Below are 17,724 nucleotides of genomic sequence, written 5' to 3' on the forward strand. Positions count from 1 at the left end.
GGTGGGAGTGATCAAGACCCTATCCAGATCGTCGGGAGTTTGGATAGCCTTGCCTTATTAACCTGGTCACGCAGGGGGGTCGGATGAGAACGCTGTGCGCACTGCTGCTCGTGCTGGCGCTCGCCGGGTGCGACGCGCCCGGCGCGGCGTCCGGCACGCGCCCGCCCGGCGCGCTCGACGACCGGCCACCGCTGTCCGCGCTGACACCGCTGGCCGATCCCCGCGCGCACACCGGACCGTCCACGGCGGTGCTGTCCCAGCCGGACGTCGTCGCCGTGCGGGAGAACCCGGTCCAGCGGCTCCCGGTGACCGTGACCGACTTCCAGGGAACGTCGGTCACGGTGACGGACACCAGCCGCGTCCTGGCGTTCGACCGGGCGGGCACGCTGTCCGCGACGGTGTTCGGGCTGGGCCTCGGGAAGTCCGTGGTCGGCCGGGACGTCTCCACGGGTTTCCCGGCGGCGCAACACCTCCCGCTCATCACGACGGGCGGCCACCAGCTCAACGCCGAGGCCGTCCTCGGTCTGCGGCCGACCGTCGTGATCACCGACACGACCGTCGGGCCGTGGGACGTGGTGCTGCAACTGCGCGACTCGGGCATCCCCGTCGTCGTCGTGGACTCCGCGCGCACCATGGACAACACCGCCGAGCTGACGACGTCGGTGGCGGCGGCGCTCGGCGTTCCCGAGGCGGGGCGGGAACTCGCCGCGTCGATCACCTCGCGGATCGACGCCAAGAAGGCCGAGATCGCGAAACTCGCCCCCGCGGCGGCGGACCGGAAGCCGCGGGTGGTGTTCCTCTACGTGCGCGGGCAGTCCGGCGTGTACTACATGTTCGGCAAGGGGTCCGGGGCCGACTCGCTGATCGGCGCGCTCGGCGCGGTCGACGTCGCGACCGAGGTCGGCTGGGAGGGCATGCGCCCGATCAACCCCGAGGCGCTGGCGAAGGCCGCCCCGGACGTGATCCTGATGATGACCGCGGGCCTGGAGTCCGTCGGCGGCGTCGACGGCGCCGTACGCATCCCCGGCGTCGCGCAGACCCCGGCCGCCGCCCACCGGCGGTTCATCGACATGAGCGACCACCAGGTCCTCGGCTTCGGGCCGCTCACGCCGGACGTGCTGGACGCGTTGGCACGGGCGCTGTACGCGCCGGAGGCCGGGCGGTGACCGAACGGCGGCTGCGGCTCATCGAACCGCCCACGACCCCACCCCCGCCGACACCCCCGGTCCGCCGGGCGGCGCCACGGCGACGGGTCCGGGTCGCGGTGCTGTTCGCGGTGCTGGTCGTCGGCACGGTGCTGGTGTCGTTGCTGTCGGCGGGGAGCGGGCAGTTCGACGTGCCGCTCGGGCAGGTCGTCGGCTCGGTGCTGCACCACGTCGGCGTCGGCGGCTCCTCGCTGGACCGGTTCGCCGAGGCGACGCTGTGGGAGGTGCGGTTCCCGCGGGTCGTGATGGCGCTGGTGGTGGGCTGCCTGCTCGGGGCGTCCGGGGCGTTGATGCAGGGGATCTTCGGCAACCCGCTGGCCGAGCCCGGCGTGGTCGGGGTGTCCTCGGGCGCCGCCGTCGGGGCGTGCCTGTCCATCGTGTTCGGGTGGGGGTTCCTCGGGGCGTTCACGACGCCCGCGCTGGCGTTCGTCACCGGGTTGCTCACGACGCTGCTGGTGTACGTGCTGTCGCGGTCGGGCGGCCGGTCCGAGGTGGTCACGCTGATCCTCACCGGGGTGGCGGTCAACGCGGTGGCCGGGGCCGTGATCGCGTTCCTGACGTTCCTGTCCGACCAGTCCTCGCGCGAGCAGATCGTGTTCTGGCAACTGGGTTCCCTGGCCGGGAGCAGGTGGGTCTACGTGTACTCGCTGCTCCCGCTCGCGGTGGCGGGGTTCCTGGTCGCGGGTGTGCTGGCCAAGCGCCTCGACCTGCTCGCGCTCGGCGACCGGCAGGCCCGCCACCTCGGCGTCCGGGTGGAGGCGCTGCGGATGGTGTCCGTGGTCGTGGTGGCGCTGATGGTGTCGGCGGCCGTGTCCTACGCGGGGATCATCGGGTTCGTCGGACTCGTGGTGCCGCACCTGGTCCGGATGGTCGCCGGTCCGGGGCACCGGGTGCTGGTTCCCGCGTCGGCGTTGGCCGGAGCGCTGCTGCTCGGCGGCGCGGACCTGGTGGCGCGCACGCTGTTCCGCTTCGCGGACCTGCCGATCGGGGCGCTCACCGCGCTGGTCGGCGGGCCGTTCTTCTTCTGGCTGCTGCTGCGCACCCGGCGGCGCGCGGGCGGGTGGCTGTGATGTCCGTGCGGGCGCACGAGGTGAGCGTGGTCGTCGACGGGAAGTCGTTGCTGGACAGCGTGTCCCTCGCGCTGGAGGCGGGCGAGGTCCTGGCGCTGGTCGGGCCGAACGGGGCGGGCAAGTCGACGCTGCTCGACGTCCTCGCGGGCGACCGGAAGCCGGACGGGGGCGCCGTCGAGCTGTGCGGGAAGCCGCTGCGGGGGTGGTCGACGCTGGAGCAGGCGCGGCGCCGGGCCGTGCTGCCGCAGCAGAACTCGGTGGCGTTCCCCTTCACCTGCGCCGAAGTCGTCCGGATGGGCCGAGCGCCGTGGGAGGGCACCGACGCCGACCAGCACGACGACGTCGAGGTCGCGACCGCGTTCGAGCTGACCGGGACGGCGGGGTTCGCCGACCGGCCGTTCACCTCGCTGTCCGGCGGCGAGCGGGCGCTGGTCGCGCTCGCCCGCGTGCTGGCCCAGCGGACCGACGTGCTGCTGCTGGACGAACCGACGGCGGCGCTGGACCTGCGGCACCAGGAGCGGGTGCTCGGCATCGCCCGCGAGCGCGCCGACGACGGCTGCGGCGTGCTCGCGGTGCTGCACGACCTCGGACTGGCCGCCGCGCACGCGGACCGGATCGCCGTGCTGGCGGGCGGCTCCCTGGCCGCCGTGGGCGTTCCGGCCGAGATCTGCACCGCGGACCTGCTGAGCGAGGTCTACCAGCACCCGGTCGAGGTCTTCCCCCACCCCCGCACGGGCAGACCGGTCGTGCTGCCGCACCGAGAGGAGAACCGCCGATGAGGTGGCTGATCGTGGCCTTGCTGCTGGTGGGGCTCGCGCCTCCGGCGTCCGCGCAGGGCGCCGCGGTGGCGGTGTCCACCGGCACCGCCGATCCCGACTACGCGACGGCGATCGACCTGAGCGGGTCCGGGTTCCAGTCGATCCCCAAGGGCCACGGCGGGATCTACGTCCTGTTCGGCTGGGTCGCGGACCCGTGGCGGCCGAGCCAGGGCGGCGCGGCGGGCGTGACCTACCGGTACGTGCAGGACAGCGAGGCCAAGGACAACAACGGGTTCCAGCGGTTCGTGGCGTTCCCCGACAGCGACACGGCCTCGGCGGCCAACGGCGGTGTGATCGCCGCGGACGGCACGTGGCGGACCCGGATCGTCGTGCCCGGCGCGCGGTTCAAGGCCGCCGACCGCACCGGGTCGGTGACCGAGGTCGACTGCCGCCAGGTGCGCTGCGGCGTCATCACGATCGGCGCGCACGGCGTGGTGAACCCGACCAACGAGACGTTCACGCCGATCACGTTCGCCGTGCCGCGGCAGGCTCCCCCTCCCCCACCCGTCCCGACGACGACGCCTCCCGCCGTGACCACGACGACGGAGGCACCCACCACGACCACCACCACGACCACGACCACGAGCAGCACGACCACCACGACGTCCTCGGCGGCGCCGGTGGACGTGGCGACGGAACCGGTGAGCGGCAGCAGGTCCACCTGGATCGCGGCCGTCCTCGCCGGACTGGTGGTCGCGGGCGGCGCGGTCGTGGCGATCAGGGCACGACGTCGAGCTTCGGAAGGGAAGCCGGAATGACGACCACAAGACGGGCGCTGGGCGCCGTGGCGGCGGCGGTGCTGCTCACGGCGCTGAGCGGCGCGCCGGTGCTGGCACAGGACGGTCCGAGGGTGACGGTCACGCCGTCCACCGGACTGGCCGCCGACGGCAGCACGGAGATCACCATCTCCGGCACCGGCTTCGCCCCGGACGGCAACGGCGGGCTGGGCTACGGCCTGCGCGGCGGTCCGGAGCTGGCGACGCTGAAGGACCCGGCCACCACGCACGGGTTCCAGCTCGCGAAGCTGATCAAGAAGGGCGCGGTGGGCGCGCAGATCCCGCTGACCGACGCGGGCACGTGGGAGTTCAAGACCAGCCTCAAGGCAGTCTACGCGGGCAGCGACGGCCAGACCCACGACGCGGCGAAGACCCCGTTCAGGATCCACACCTTCGGCTGGAAGTCGGCCGAGACCACCTGGGACACCGCGACCCCGATCTCCTTCGCGGGCACCACCCCCGATCCCCCGTCCGGCACCGGACTGTCCTGGGGCGTCAAGCAGTCGTGGCGGAGCTACGTCGCCACCTTCGGCGGCACGGCCACCGGCAGCGGCGGGGTGGTGATGGACCCCGCGTACACCTGGCCGGTGTCCGGGGTGGACGCCGACGGGACCGTGCGCTTCGGCGGCGCGGTGCACTACTCGGTGCCCAGCCACCTGATCTGGGACATCGGTATCGCCGAACCCCGGATCGTGCCGACCGGCGCGGGAACGGCCACGCTGCACGCCAAGGTGAACTTCTCCTTGCAGGGCACCAAGGAGGTGCCGCAGCTCAGCCAGCCGCCGACCGACACCGCGCTGGCCGACCTGACGCTGGGCACGCCGAGGCCCGACGGGGACAAGGTGACCACGGACATCACGGCGGCCGTGCTGACCGAGGCCGGCGCGGCGGCGTTCGCGGGCTTCTACCAGCCGGGCACCGCGCTGGACACCGGCTCGTTCACCCACGTCGGCCGCACGACACCGCCCGCGTACCAGCCGAAGCTCGCGCTCGGCGCGGCCTCCGTGGTCAAGGGCGGCACGCTCGCCGTCACCGGCAGCGGGTTCGCGCCGGACGAGGACGTGACCCTGACCGGCGTCGCGGGGACCGCCCGCACCGACGCCGCGGGCGCCTTCAGCACCTCGCCGGTGGTCGACCTGGAGCCGGGCGAGCACACCGTCACCGCGACCGGCGCCGTCTCCAAGACCCCGGCGACGGCCACCGTCACCGTGACCGCTCCCCCGTCATCGGAACCGTGCGCCATCAACGGGGAGGTCACCCGCGGGAACCTGCTGTGGGGCTTCAAGAAGTCGTTCCGCCAGTACGTCGGCACGGGCCTGACCGGCGGTCCTGCCACCGGCAACAGCATCACCGCCGCGGACGGCGCGGAGATCACGAACGTCGACGAGGTGGTCGGCGGTGGCAGGCCGAACCCGGACGGCATCCCCACGGGCGCCTACCAGTTCGGCTTCTCCTCGGCGACCTACGCGTCACCGACCGACCTGACCGGGCAGTTCGCGGGCTCGATCCGGTTCAGCTACCCGGCGCACCTGTTCACCCTCACCCTGGCCAGGCCGAAGGTCGTGCTGACCGGTGACGGCGGCACGCTGTACGCCGACGTCAAGCTGGAGAGCACGCCCGGAGCGCCGTCCGAGCCGAAGGAGCTGACCGGCGTCGCGCTGGCCACCCTGGACTCCTCGGGCGCCACCCGGACGTCCGAGGACGGGGTCGTGGTGGTGAGCGGCGTCAAGGCGACGCTGACCAGCTCCGAGGCGTTCGCCGGGTTCTACGAGACCGGCGCGGCGCTCGACGACGTCACGGTCACGCTCGGCGCGTCCTGCGCCACCCTGCCCGAGGGCGGCGGCACACCGCCACCGCCGGGTGGGCAGGGCGGCGGCGACGGGGAGAACCTCGTGCCGGCGCTCCAGTACCGGCCGCTGGCGTCCACCGGCGCGACCCTGACGCCGCTGTACGCGGGCGCCGGGTTCCTGGTGGGCGGCGCGGTGCTGCTGTTCCTGGCCCGCCGCAGGCACGCGCGGGTGTGACGGCCCTGCTCGCGGGGGCGATGGCTCCCGCGAGCAGGCTCACCCCTGCCGGACCGGATCAACCGAGAGCCGCCGCCGGTGGTCGTAGATGATCGACGTGCGGAAGCCGACCACCTCCTTCCGCTTGCTGAAGCGGTCCACCAGCATCGTGTGCATGTCGCTGATCGTCGGGATGGCCACGTGCACCAGGAAGTCGTCGCCGCCCCCGAGGACGAAGACGGCCAGCACCTCCGGCTGCTCCAGCGCGAAGGTCTCGAAGCCGCGGATGACGTCCCGACTCAGCGGGCGGATGGTGAAGGCGATCAGCGCCTGCACACCCCGGCCGATCTTGGCCAGGTCCACCTGCGCGTGGAACCCGGTCAGGATGCCCTGCTCCCGCAACGCCCGCGTGCGCACCAGGCAGCTCGACGGCGCCAGGCCGACGCGGGCCGCCAGCTCGCGGTTGGTGAGCCGGGCGTCCGCTTGCAGTTCGCGCAGGATCGCCGAATCAAGTTCGTCCACGTCCGACCTTCCCCTCCTCGTTCCGAACGACGTTCGGCACCCGCACCACAGCGGGTCCACCAGGGTCAAAGTTAGCCCGGGTCGTCGAACGTCCGAACAGGAGAAGAGCATGACGCTGAACCTCGACACCGGGTCCGCCGTGGTCGCGCGGACGCCGGAGGCGGTGCGGATCGAGCGCGGTGCGCGCAGCGGGCAGATGATCATCGTTTGCGTCGACTCGACCCGGCTCGGTCCCGCGCTGGGCGGCTGCCGGATCAAGGCCTACCCGACCTGGCGGGACGGGCTCACCGACGCGCTGCGGCTGTCGTCGGCGATGACCGAGAAGGCGGCCCTGGCCGGGCTCGCGCACGGCGGCGGCAAGACGGTCGTGGCGCTCGACCCCGCCACCGCGGCCGAGGCCACCGGCCCGCGCCGCGCCGACCTGCTGGCCGACATCGCCGACCTGGTGGGTTCCTTCGACGGTCGCTACTCCACCGGACCGGACATCGGGTCCACCCCGCAGGACATGATCGCGATCGGCCGCGGCACCACGCGCGCGCTGTGCCGTCCGGAGTCGGCGGGTGGCAGCGGCGACTCGTCCGGCCCCACCGCGGCCGGGGTGATCGCCTCGATCGAGGCCGTGCGGCACCACGTCCTGGGTGACCGCCCGCTGGGGTCGCTGAGCTTCTCCCTGCTCGGGCTGGGCCACGTCGGCACCCTGGTCGGCGAGCACCTGGCGGCGGCGGGCGCCCGCCTGGTGGCCGCCGACGTCGATCCCTCCCGCCGGGCGCCGGCGGCGAGGTGGGGCGCGACGTGGAGCGAGCCGGGCGACGCGCTGGTCGCGGACGTCGACGTGGTCGTCCCGGCGGCGGTCGGCGGCCTCCTGACCCCGGAAACCGTGCCCCGCCTGCGGTGCCGGGCGGTCGTCGGCCCGGCGAACAACCAGCTCGACGTCGACTCCACCGCCGACCTGCTGCACGACCGCGGGATCTGCTGGGCCCCGGACACGGTGGTCAGCGCGGGCGGCGTCGTCTCCGCCGTCGCGCGTGAACTGGACGGCGCGACGCCTGAGGAGACCGACTTCCGGGTGCGCGACATCGGCCGACGGCTCGGCGAGGTCCTGGCCGCGGCGGCGGAGCGCGGCACCCCGCCGCTGCACGAGGCCCGCCGCCGGGCGCGGGACCTGCTCGGGGGCTGAGCCACGCGTCCACAGAGGACTTCCGGCGGGCGGCCGTTCGGCGGTCTCGGGCTCGCCCCACCGGTGGAAGACTCTTGCCGGTGAACGCACGTGTGCTGGGGAGGACATCCGGGCTGGCCGTCTTGTGCGCGGGGCTGCTCGCCTGCGGCAGCGCGGAACCCGTGGCCGGTCAGCGAACCGGGTCGGCGCCGGTCACGACGACGGCGGCGCCGACGACCACGACGACGACACCCCGCCGACTCGACCCGAAGACCGATCTCGAAGCGGTGTGCAAGGGCAAGAGCTTCCCCGCCGGGGCGGCCTACGACGGGCCGCCGCCGCACCCGACCCAGGCGCACGGTTTCGGCACCCTGTACGGCGAGTACGACGAGTGGCCGGACCCGTGGCCGTCGTGGGCGCCGGACAAGGCCGACTCGGGCGACATCCAGCTCGTGCTGTGCGAGGACAAGCCGGACGCCGAGCCGACCGACCTGGTCTGCGAGTACGGGCCCGCGTTCGGGGACTCCGGCGGGAACCGCTCGCTCACCGTGGAACTCGACGTCGCGGAGGTGAAGCTCTACGAGGTGAGGACCGGCGAGCTGGTCGCGGAGGCCCGGATCACCGGTCCGCGCGAGTGCCCGGAGACCGCGGCGGTGGGCGAAGGTGAGAGCACGGTGACGTCGTTCGTCGAGGTCGCCGCCTACGCGGAAGCGTTGAAGGCGCACGTGACCGGGTGACGGTCGTGCGCGCTGTCCGCACGGGGTGCTCCCGCCCAATTTCCTGGACGGCGGCCGACCGGAGCCGGGAGAATCGCTCCGGGGGTGTGGGGGGATGCCGAGAAGGGAACGGCCGCTCGACGTCGGGGACAGCGCGCTGCTGCGGTTCGCGCAAGACCTGAGGTCGTTGCGGGACAAGGCGGGCAGGCCGACCTACCGGGAACTGAGCGCCCGCGCGCACTACTCGACGGCGGTGCTGTCGCAGGCCGCGGCGGGCAGGCGGATGCCGAGCCTCCCGGTGACGCTCGCGTACGTGGAGGCGTGCGGCGGCCAGGTCGCCGAGTGGCGGGAGCGGTGGCGCCGGGTCGTGGCCGACCAGGAGCCGCGACCGGACGGCGAACGCCCGTACGTCGGCCTCAACGCCTTCCAGCCGACCGACGCGAACCGGTTCTTCGGTCGCGCCCGGATGGTCCGGGAAGTGTTGGCGCGCTTGGCGGACCAGCGCGTCGTCCTGCTCTTCGGCGCGTCCGGCGCGGGCAAGTCGTCGCTGCTGCGGGCCGGGGTCGTCGCCCGGCTGGACGGCCCGGTGCTGCTGTTCACCCCCGGCGAGCACCCGCTGGAGGAGTGCGCCATCCACCTCGGCAGGCTCGGCGGTACACCGGCACCCTCGTTGGGGGGCACCAGGTTCGCGCTGGCCGAGCACCTCCGGCAGGCCGTGCCGGACGGGACCGAACCGGTGGTCGTCGTGGACCAGTTCGAGGAGGTCTTCACGCTGTGCCGCGACCCCGCCGAGCGGGAGGCGTTCGTCGACGCGCTGCTCACCGCCGCGTCCGAGGAGCACGGCCGGTGCCGAGTGGTGCTCGGGGTGCGCGCGGACTTCTACGCCCACTGCACCACGTCGGCGCCGCTGGTCGAGGCGATGGCCGCGGGTCAGATCACCCTCGGGCCGATGACGACGGACGAGCTCCGGCAGGCGGTCCTCCAGCCCGCCGTCCGCGCGGGGTACGCGGTGGAGACCGCGCTGCTGACCGAACTCGTCGCCCACGCGCGGGGACAGCACGGCGTGCTGCCGCTGCTCTCGCACGCGCTGCTGGAGACGTGGTTGCGCCGCAAGGGGAACACGCTCACGCTGGCGGGTTTCCAGGCGGCGGGCGGCATCGACGGCGCACTGGCCCAGACGGCGGAGGCGCTGTTCGCCGGGCTGACGGCGCGGCAGCAGGTCGTGGCCAGGGACCTGGTGCTCCGGCTGATCGCCCCTGGGGACGGCACCGAGGACACCAAGCGCCGCATCACCTGGGCCGAGCTGGACGACGACCCGGACGTCCGCGCCGTGCTCGACCTGCTCGGCGGGGCCCGGCTCGTCACGCTCGACCGGCACAACGTGGAGCTGTCCCACGAGGCGCTCGTGCGGGCGTGGCCGAGGCTGCGCGACTGGCTGGCCGAGGAGCGCGAAGGGCTGCGGCTGCACCGGGAACTCACCCGCGCCACGGACGCCTGGGAGGCGCTGGACGGCGACAGCAGCGCCCTGTACCGGGGCACGCGGCTCGTCCTCGCCCGGCAGTGGGCGTCCCGGAACCCGACCGCGCTCACCGCGCGGGAGCGGCGGCTGCTGGACGCGAGCCTGGCCGCCGACGCGGCGGAGACCGAGCAGGCCAGGAAGCGGGCGCACCAGCAGAAGCACGCCGTCGTGCTGCTCGGCGTCCTGTTCCTGCTCGCCGTCACGGCCACCGCGTACGCCGTCAGCGCGCAGCAGTCCGCCCGGTGGCAGCGCGACCGCGCGCTGTCCGAAATCGTCGCCGCGAAGGCCGTGAACCTGCGGCCCGAGGACCCGGCGCTGGCGGCCCAGCTCAGCCTCGCCGCGTACCGGCTCGCGCCGACCGGCGAGGCGCGGGCGAGCCTGCTGGCGACGTTCCCCTACCCGTACCGGCGGCTCACCGGGCACAGCGCCAACCTCGACTCGGTCGCGGTCGGCTCGGACGGCCTCCTGCTGGTGACCGCGGGCCACGACCGGGTGGCGCGGCTGTGGGACCTCACCGACCGCGGCCGTCCGGTCCGGGCGGGAACCCTGGTCGGGCACGAGGACACCGTCAACGGCGTCGCGGTCCAGCCCGGCGGCCGGGTCGTCGCGACGGCGAGTTGGGACCGCACGGCCAGGCTGTGGGACGCGACCGATCCGAGCGCGCCCGTGCTCCTGAGCACCCTCGGCACGCACACCGACGACGTCAACGCGGTCGCGTTCAGCCCGGACGGCCGGACGGTGGCGACCACGAGCACCGACCGCACCGCCAAGCTCTGGGACGTCACGAACCCGCGGAACCCCCGTGAGACCACCACGTTGGCCGGGCACGGGAACGGCGTGGTGGCGGTGGCGTTCAGCCCGGACGGCCGCACGCTCGCGACGGCCTCGTTCGACAACACCGTCGTGCTGTGGGACCTGACCGGGTCCGGTGCCAGGACGGTGCTGGCGGGCCACCAGGCCCCGGTGACGGCGGTGGCGTTCAGCCCGGACGGCACGAGGGTCGTGTCCGCGGGGCAGGACCGGGTGGCCAGGCTGTGGGAGACGGCGACCGGGCACGAACTCGCCGTGCTGCGCGGGCACGACGGCATCGTGCGCGCGGCCGTGTTCAGCCCCGACGGGCGGACCGTCGCGACCGGGTCCGAGGACATCACCGTTCAGCTCTGGAGCACCGCGGGTGGCGGGCGGGTCGCCGAGTTGGGCGCGCACGCGGAAGCCGTGGTGTCGCTGGCGTTCACCTCGGACGGGCGCACCCTCGTGTCGGGCAGCGACGACGACACCGCGGTGCTCTGGCGGATCCCGGACGTGCCGCTGGAGCAGGTCGACGTCGACGACGCCGCGGGCTGGGTGTGCCGGGCCGTCGACGGCCCGGTGACGAGGGAGCAGTGGGACGCCTACTTCCCCGGTCTCCCCTATCGACCTCCCTGCTAGCCAAACTTGACTAGTGGCCTCTCGAGGCCCTACCTTCGGTTCCGGTAGTCAAATTTGGCTAGTCAATCGAGGAGATCCCAGCCCATGTCGACCTTGACGCCCTACGTGATGGTGGAGAGCGCCCGTCCCTTCGCCACCTTCCTGGAGACCACCTTCGGGGCCGAGGTGACCACCGTCGTCCCCCTGCCCACCGACCCCGAGCGGGTCCTGCACGCCGAGGCGCGCATCGGCGACGGAACGCTGTTCTTCGCCGACTCGGGTCCGGACGGCTGCCAGTGCCGGGCCTTCCCCGACGAACCCGCGCACGTCCAGTTGTGGATGACCGTGCCGGACGCCGAAGCCGCGTTCGAGCGGGCGGTGACCGGCGGCGCCCACCCGGCGGTGCCGGTGGCGGCGCAGCACGACGGCAGCCGCATGGGAGGCTTCGTCGCGTTCGGCGCCCTGTGGTGGGTCAGCACAGCGGCCTGAGGGAACTGGAGCACCATGACCGCGGTTCGACTGCTCGTGCTCGGCGCCGTGCGGCGCCGGGCACGGGCGCACGGCTACCAGGTCCGGGCCGACCTGGAGTCCTGGGGCGCCCACGAGTGGGCGAACGTCAAGTCGGGGTCGGTCTACCACGCGCTGAAGGCCATGACGGCCGAGGGCCTGCTGGTCGCGCACGACACCACGCCGAGCGAGGCGGGCGGTCCGCCGCGGGTGGAGTACGGGGTGACCGCCGACGGCGACCGGACGTACCTGGCGCTGCTGCGCACCGCCCTCGCCCACCGCGACCCGCGGCTCGACGTCCTCGCCGGAGCGGTCGGCCTCATCGAGGACCTGACCCGCGCCGAGGCGATCGACCTGCTGCGCGAGCGCGCCGGGACGATGGACCAGTGGCGGGCGAGCGTCACCGCAGGCCTGCCCGCCGACGCCGACCTCGACACGTGGGGTCCGGTCGGCGAGGTGCTGGGCCTGTGGATCCACACCGCCGACAGCCGCGCCGAGTGGACCCGCCGGTTGATCCGACGCCTGGAGGACGGGGCTTTCACCATGGCGGGCGAGGAACCTGGCTGACGGCCTACCGCTACCGTGATCGTTCCCACTTCCACGGAGGCGACGTTGGCCACCACTGTCACGGGTGACGGGTACCGGCTCTGGTACGAGGTTTCGGGCGACGGCCCGGCCGTCATCTTCCCGGCGCGGTTCCGCGCCGAGCAGGCCGCACTGGGTCGCGCCCTCGCGGACGGCCGCCGGATCGTCCGGTACAAGCCGCGCCAGGTGGTCGGCGTGCTGGAGGCCGACGAGGACGCGGGCGGCCCGTGGGACCCGACCGCCCTGACCCGCTACCCGCTCGACATGGAGGTCGCCGACCTGCACGCCGTGGCCGACGCGGCGGGCGTGGACACGTTCGTGCTCGCCGGGTACTCGGGCATGGCGGCGCTGGCCGGTTTCCTGGTCACCGCGAGCGACCGCGCCACCGGCCTCCTGGTCGGCGGCTTCCCGCTGCTGGCCGGGTACGACTACTGGCTCGGCTACGTCGAGGGCGCTCGCGGGGCGCTGCGGCAGGCCGGGCTGCCGGACAAGGCGGACGAGCACCACGTGGGCGTGCTGCTGTACCGGGACTGGGTCGACCGCGACGACACCGCCGCGCTGACGGCACTGCCCGGCCCGAAGATCCTCTGGTACGGCTCGCGGGACGGCGAACCGGACTGCCGGATGCACGACGTGGTCGGCGGCAGCGCCATCGCCCGCCGCGTCCGCGCCCACGCGGACCCGTTGCGGCGGGCGGGTTTCGAGCTGATCGAGTTCGACGGCCTGGACCACATCGGAGCACTGTCGACCACCGACGTGGTCGGCCCGCGCCTGTCCACGGCACTGACCGAAGCGGGCTGGTGACCGGACCGCGCCTACTGGTCGTGGTGTGACCACCCATCGGTGCGATTAGGCAATTCCCACCGACGCGAACGCGGGCCGGGTCGGGTGATCGTGGTCGGGTGTTCGAACCGCTCTTCCTCACAGACATGGTCCTCGCCCTGCTGGCGATGGTGTCCGCGCTCGTCGTCGGCCTGCGGGCGGGTGGTGACGGGCCGCGGTCGCGCCGCTGGCTGCACATCACCGCGGCGCTGGTGGCGGCGCGGCTGGTCGCCGCCCTCCTGATCCTCACCGGCGGGCTCGCGCTGGCCGACTCGCGGCTGCTCGTGCAGGTCCCGCTGGCGGTGCTGCCGATGGCCTTCGCGGTGTGGCGGCCGAGTCCGACGGCCGTCCACGTCGGCGCGGCCGGTGCGCTGCTGTCGGGCTGGTGGCTGTTCGTGCCGTTCGGGCCCCAGGACGTGGTGGCCGTGGTCGGCGGGTCGCTGGTGGCGTTGGCCGTGGTCGGCGGTCTCGGGTTGTGGCGGCGGTCGGGTTCTCGCGCTTCGCGCCTGCCGTGGCCCGCGGTCGCGGTCCTGCTCGTGCCCGTGGTGGCGCTGGTCGTCGGAGGCCAGGCCAACGCCACCGCGGGCGGGCACGACCACCACGCCGCGGGTGGCGGGACGAGCGTCGACCGGCTCACCGGGCCGCGCGACGGGACGCCCGACGTGCGGCTCACGCTGACCGCGGCCAGGACGACCCTCGCGCTGGACTCCGGGCGGACCGTGGACGCGGTGACGTTCAACGGCGTCTCGCCCGGCCCGGAGATCCGGGCGAAGCGGGGGCAGCTCGTCGAGGTGACGCTGGTCAACACCGACGTCGAGGAGGGCGTGACCGTGCACTGGCACGGGGTCGACGTGCCCAACGCGGAGGACGGCGTGCCGGGCGTGACGCAGGACGCCGTCCGGCCGGGCGGGCGGCACGTCTACCGGTTCGTGCCCACCCGGTCGGGCACGTTCTGGTACCACACGCACCGCGACGCGGTGAACACCGTGCAGCGCGGGCTGTTCGGGGCGCTCGTCGTCGAGGACGGGGCACCGTTCGACGGGGTCGAGCGCACGGTGTTCGCCCACCTGTGGCCCAGCGGCGACCGGCCGGTCGCCGCCTTCGACCGGGCCGACCAGCCCTCCCGGCAGGCGGTCGACGCCGGGAAGCGGGTCCTCCTCAGGCTGGTCAACAGCTCCCGCGAACCGCAGCGGATCCACGTCGACGGCACCGGGTTCGCCGTCGCGGCCATCGACGGCAACGCCGTCCACGGCGGCGCGCAGCTCGATCGGGGCACCGACTTCCTGCTGGCCGCGGGCGGTCGGCACGACATCACCTTCACGATGCCGGACGGCCCGGTGACCGTCGCCATGCCCGACGCCGCGCTGGTCTTCAGCCCCGGTGGCACGGCGGACCCCGCGCCACCGGCCACCGGGCCGCTGTTCGACGCGCTCGCCTACGGGTCGGGCTCGGACCCCGCGCCGGAGGACCACCAGCGGACGTTCGACCTCCGGCTGGACGACGGGTTCGGCTTCAGCCAGGGCCGTTTCGGCTACGTCAGCAGCCTGATCAACGGCCGCCTCTACCCGGCCGTGCCCACGCTGGTGGTCGCGCGGGGCGACCGGGTGAAGGTGCGCATCGCCAACCGGAGCGTCATCGACCACCCCATCCACCTGCACGGCCACCGGGTCCGCGTGCTGTCCCGCAACGGCGTCCCCGCCACCGGGTCCCCGTGGTGGACCGACACGCTCAACGTGGCTCCGGGCCAGGTCTTCGAGGTCTCGTTCACGGCGGACAACCCCGGCGTCTGGATGGACCACTGCCACAACTTCGAGCACGGCGCCGACGGCATGGTCATGCACCTCGCCTACGAAGGCGTGAGTACGCCGTACTCGGCGGACCACACGCCCGAGTGAACGCGGGTCGCTACCGTACGGGGTATGCGGACGTTGGTTCCCCCACCCGGCCCACTCGTCGGCAGGCAGGCCGAGGTCGGGCGCGTGGACGAGCTGACCGCCGCCGCGCGCGGGGGCCGGGGCGGGGTGCTGGTCCTGCGGGGCGAGGCGGGCATCGGCAAGAGCGCGCTGCTGGACCACGCCCGCCGGGCGGCCGGGTTCCGGGTCATCCAGGTGACCGGGTCGGAGTTCGAGTCGGAGCTGCCGTTCGCCGCGCTGCACCAGCTCTGCGTGCCCGTGCTGGCGCACCTCGACGACCTGCCCGAGCGGCACGGCGAGGCGCTCCGGGTCGCGTTCGGGCTGGCGACCGGGACCCCGGACCTCTTCCGCATCGGCTTGGCGGTGCTGGAACTGCTGGCGCTCGCCGCCCGTGAGGTCCCGGTGCTGTGCGTGGTGGACGACGCCCAGTGGCTGGACTCCGCGTCGTCCGGGGCGCTGGCCTTCCTCGCCCGGCGGGTCGCCGCCGAACCCGTCGCGCTGGTGTTCGCGGTCCGGCTGCCCGGCGAGCCGGGTGAGCTGGACGCGCTGCCGGGGCTGGTCGTCGACGGGCTGGGCGACGCGGACGCGCGGACGCTGCTGGCGGCGGGCGGGCACGTGACGCTCGACGAGCAGGTGCGGGACCGGGTCATGGCCGAGGCGCGCGGGAACCCGTTGGCGCTGCTGGAACTGCCCAAGGCCGGAGGCTTCGCGCCACCGGACACGTCGTCGGTGCCGAGCCGGGTCGAACGCGGTTTCCAGGCCAGGCTGGACGGTCTGCCCGCCGGGGCGCGGCTGCTGCTGGCCATCGCGAGCGCCGACCCGACCGGCGACCCCGGTCTGCTGTGGCCCGCCGCGCGCCTGCTGGACCTGGACGTGACGGCGGCGGGCGAGGCCGCCGCGGCCACCGGGCTGGTCGAGTTCGCCACCCGCGTCCGCTTCTGCCACCCGCTGGCCAGGTCGGCGGTCTACCGGGCCGCGGCGGCCGACCAGCGCCGGACGGCCCACCGGGTGCTGTCCGAGGTCACCGACCCGGTCGTGGACCCGGACCGGCGGGCCTGGCACCGCGCGCAGGCCTGCGCCGGTCCCGACGACGACGTCGCCGCCGACCTGGAGCGCTCCGCGTCCCGCGCCCTGTCGCGCGGGGGCGTGGTGGCCGCGGCGGCGTTCCTGGACCGCGCGGCGGCCCTGTCGCTGGACACCGACGAGCGGATCGCCAGGACGTTCGCCGCGGTGCGGGCCAAGCTCGACGCGGGCGCCACCGAGGCCGCCGCCGCACTCCTCACGACCGTCGAGAACGCGGCCCTGGACGATCTCCGGCACGCCGAGGTCGACCTGCTGCGGGGCCGGATCGCCTTCGTGCGGCACAACGACGGCAACGGCCCGACGTTCATGCTGCGCGCCGCGCGGCAGCTCGCGGGGCCCGCCCCGGACCGGTCGCGCGAGTGCTTCCTGGACGCGCTGGAGATGGCGCTGCTCGTCGGTCGGGCGACCGGCGTGATGGACACCGTCCTGGACGCCGCGCAGACCGCGGCGCGGTCTCCGCGCACCCCCGACGTCCTGGACGCGTTGAGCCTGCTGGCCACCGAGGGGCACCGCGCGGCGGTTCCCCTGCTGCGCGGCCTCCTCGACGGCGGCGAGAGTCCGATGTGGACGCGGCGGCCCGCGCTAGCCGTCATGGTCGCCGGTGAGCTGTGGGACCCGCACGCCCACGCGGCGATCGTCGAGTGGCTGGTGAAGACCGGCCGCGAATCGGGGTCGCCGCTCGTGCTGCGCCTCGGTCTCGCGCAGGTGGCGTCCGGCGCCGTGCTGAGCGGCGACTTCGGCCGGGCGATGGCCGCGATAGCCGAGGAGGAGGCGATAGCCGACGCCTCGGGCGGGCACCCGGTCCACTACCACCGGTTGCAGGTGGCCGCGATGCGCGGTCGCCGCCAGGAGGGGGTCGCGCTGTTCGAGCGGGCCACCGCGGCGGCGACGGCGAGCGGGGCGGGGCAGCTCGTCGCCAACGTCCACTGGGCGTCGGCCGTGCTGCACAACGGGGTGGCCGACTACCCGGAGGCGCTGGCCCAGGCCAGGCGGGCCACCGAGCACGGCGACCTGTTCCTCGCCGGGGCCGCACTGCCCGAGCTGGTGGAGGCGGCCGTCCGGTGCGGCGAGCCCGCCGCCGCGGCCGAGGCGCTGGAGTCGCTGACCGAGCGCACCGCGGCGAGCGGGACGGCCTCGGGGCTGGGGGTCGCGGCCTACGCGCGGGGCCTGGTGACCGGGGTGGAGGACCACTACCGGGAGGCCGTCGAGCACCTGGACGAGTCCCCGATGCTCCCCTACCGGGCCAGGGCCCACCTCCTCTACGGGGAGTGGCTGCGCCGCGAAGGCCGCAGGCGGGACTGCCGCACGCACCTGCGCACCGCCCACGAACTGCTGTCCACCGCCGGGATCGAGGGGTTCGCCCGGCGGGCGGCCGACGAGCTGCGGGCCACCGGCGAGAAGGCCCGCAGCCGGTCGGGGAACACCCTCGACCAGCTCACCATGCAGGAGGTGTCGATCGCCCGCCTGGTCGCCACCGGCGCCACGTCGAACGAGGTGGCGGCCCGCCTGTTCCTCAGCCCCCGCACCGTGGACGCCCACCTGCGCAACATCTTCCGCAAGCTCGGCATCACCTCGCGCAGGCAGCTCAGGGACCAGCCCGACCTCGGCTCCTGACGGGCGGC

Annotated in this window: 14 protein-coding genes; 13 read left to right on the plus strand and 1 reads right to left on the minus strand. The window is 74.3% G+C overall.

Features of this window, described 5'->3' with window-relative positions; all coding sequences use genetic code 11:
* Positions 1–83 precede the first annotated feature (83 nt).
* Genes NZH93_RS00595 through NZH93_RS00615 form a run of 5 tightly spaced genes read left to right on the plus strand, consistent with a single transcriptional unit; the run spans position 84 to position 5,893 of the window.
* Entirely contained in the window at positions 84–1,166 is a 1,083-nt protein-coding gene (locus NZH93_RS00595; RefSeq protein WP_259620859.1) for a heme/hemin ABC transporter substrate-binding protein, read from the plus strand.
* Entirely contained in the window at positions 1,163–2,275 is a 1,113-nt protein-coding gene (locus NZH93_RS00600) for a FecCD family ABC transporter permease (protein WP_259620860.1), read from the plus strand. The genes NZH93_RS00595 and NZH93_RS00600 overlap by 4 nt, the downstream gene beginning before the upstream one ends.
* A complete protein-coding gene (locus NZH93_RS00605) occupies positions 2,275–3,054 on the plus strand; it encodes a heme ABC transporter ATP-binding protein (RefSeq protein ID WP_259620861.1) in 780 nt (259 codons plus the stop codon). Before NZH93_RS00600 ends, NZH93_RS00605 begins: the two co-directional genes overlap by 1 nt.
* Complete coding sequence (locus NZH93_RS00610; protein WP_259620862.1) at positions 3,051–3,851, plus strand: hypothetical protein; 801 nt, start codon at positions 3,051–3,053, stop codon at positions 3,849–3,851. The genes NZH93_RS00605 and NZH93_RS00610 overlap by 4 nt, the downstream gene beginning before the upstream one ends.
* Positions 3,848–5,893, plus strand: coding sequence for an HtaA domain-containing protein (locus NZH93_RS00615; RefSeq protein ID WP_259620863.1), 2,046 nt, complete (start codon positions 3,848–3,850; stop codon positions 5,891–5,893). Before NZH93_RS00610 ends, NZH93_RS00615 begins: the two co-directional genes overlap by 4 nt.
* 39 nt (positions 5,894–5,932) lie before the next feature.
* Here NZH93_RS00615 and NZH93_RS00620 read toward each other — a convergent pair whose 3' ends face one another.
* Complete coding sequence (locus NZH93_RS00620) at positions 5,933–6,394, minus strand: Lrp/AsnC family transcriptional regulator (protein ID WP_259620864.1); 462 nt, start codon at positions 6,392–6,394, stop codon at positions 5,933–5,935.
* A 109-nt stretch (positions 6,395–6,503) separates the two neighbouring features.
* Here NZH93_RS00620 and NZH93_RS00625 point away from each other — a divergent pair, with 109 nt between their 5' ends.
* From NZH93_RS00625 to NZH93_RS00660, 8 genes are all read left to right on the plus strand, one after another.
* Positions 6,504–7,571, plus strand: a complete 1,068-nt coding sequence (locus NZH93_RS00625; RefSeq protein WP_259620865.1) for a Glu/Leu/Phe/Val dehydrogenase dimerization domain-containing protein — start codon at positions 6,504–6,506, stop codon at positions 7,569–7,571.
* An 80-nt stretch (positions 7,572–7,651) separates the two neighbouring features.
* Entirely contained in the window at positions 7,652–8,287 is a 636-nt protein-coding gene (locus NZH93_RS00630) for a hypothetical protein (RefSeq protein ID WP_259620866.1), read from the plus strand.
* Positions 8,288–8,381: 94 nt separating this feature from the next.
* Entirely contained in the window at positions 8,382–11,213 is a 2,832-nt protein-coding gene (locus tag NZH93_RS00635) for an nSTAND1 domain-containing NTPase (protein ID WP_259620867.1), read from the plus strand.
* An 84-nt stretch (positions 11,214–11,297) separates the two neighbouring features.
* Entirely contained in the window at positions 11,298–11,681 is a 384-nt protein-coding gene (locus NZH93_RS00640) for a VOC family protein (RefSeq protein ID WP_259620868.1), read from the plus strand.
* 15 nt (positions 11,682–11,696) lie between these two features.
* The gene (locus tag NZH93_RS00645) at positions 11,697–12,266 is read left to right on the plus strand and encodes a PadR family transcriptional regulator (RefSeq protein WP_259620869.1); all 570 of its coding nucleotides are present in this window, start codon (positions 11,697–11,699) and stop codon (positions 12,264–12,266) included.
* A gap of 45 nt (positions 12,267–12,311) precedes the next feature.
* Positions 12,312–13,088 carry an alpha/beta fold hydrolase gene (locus tag NZH93_RS00650; protein WP_259620870.1) on the plus strand — a complete coding sequence of 259 codons (777 nt, stop codon included), beginning with the start codon at positions 12,312–12,314 and terminating at the stop codon, positions 13,086–13,088.
* Positions 13,089–13,186: 98 nt separating this feature from the next.
* Positions 13,187–15,001: a multicopper oxidase family protein gene (locus tag NZH93_RS00655; protein WP_259620871.1), complete on the plus strand. Its 1,815-nt coding sequence runs from the start codon at positions 13,187–13,189 to the stop codon at positions 14,999–15,001.
* A 24-nt stretch (positions 15,002–15,025) separates the two neighbouring features.
* Positions 15,026–17,716, plus strand: a complete 2,691-nt coding sequence (locus NZH93_RS00660; protein WP_259620872.1) for an AAA family ATPase — start codon at positions 15,026–15,028, stop codon at positions 17,714–17,716.
* Positions 17,717–17,724 lie beyond the last annotated feature (8 nt).

Source organism: Umezawaea endophytica, assembly GCF_025061645.1.
GTDB classification, from domain to species: domain Bacteria; phylum Actinomycetota; class Actinomycetes; order Mycobacteriales; family Pseudonocardiaceae; genus Umezawaea; species Umezawaea endophytica.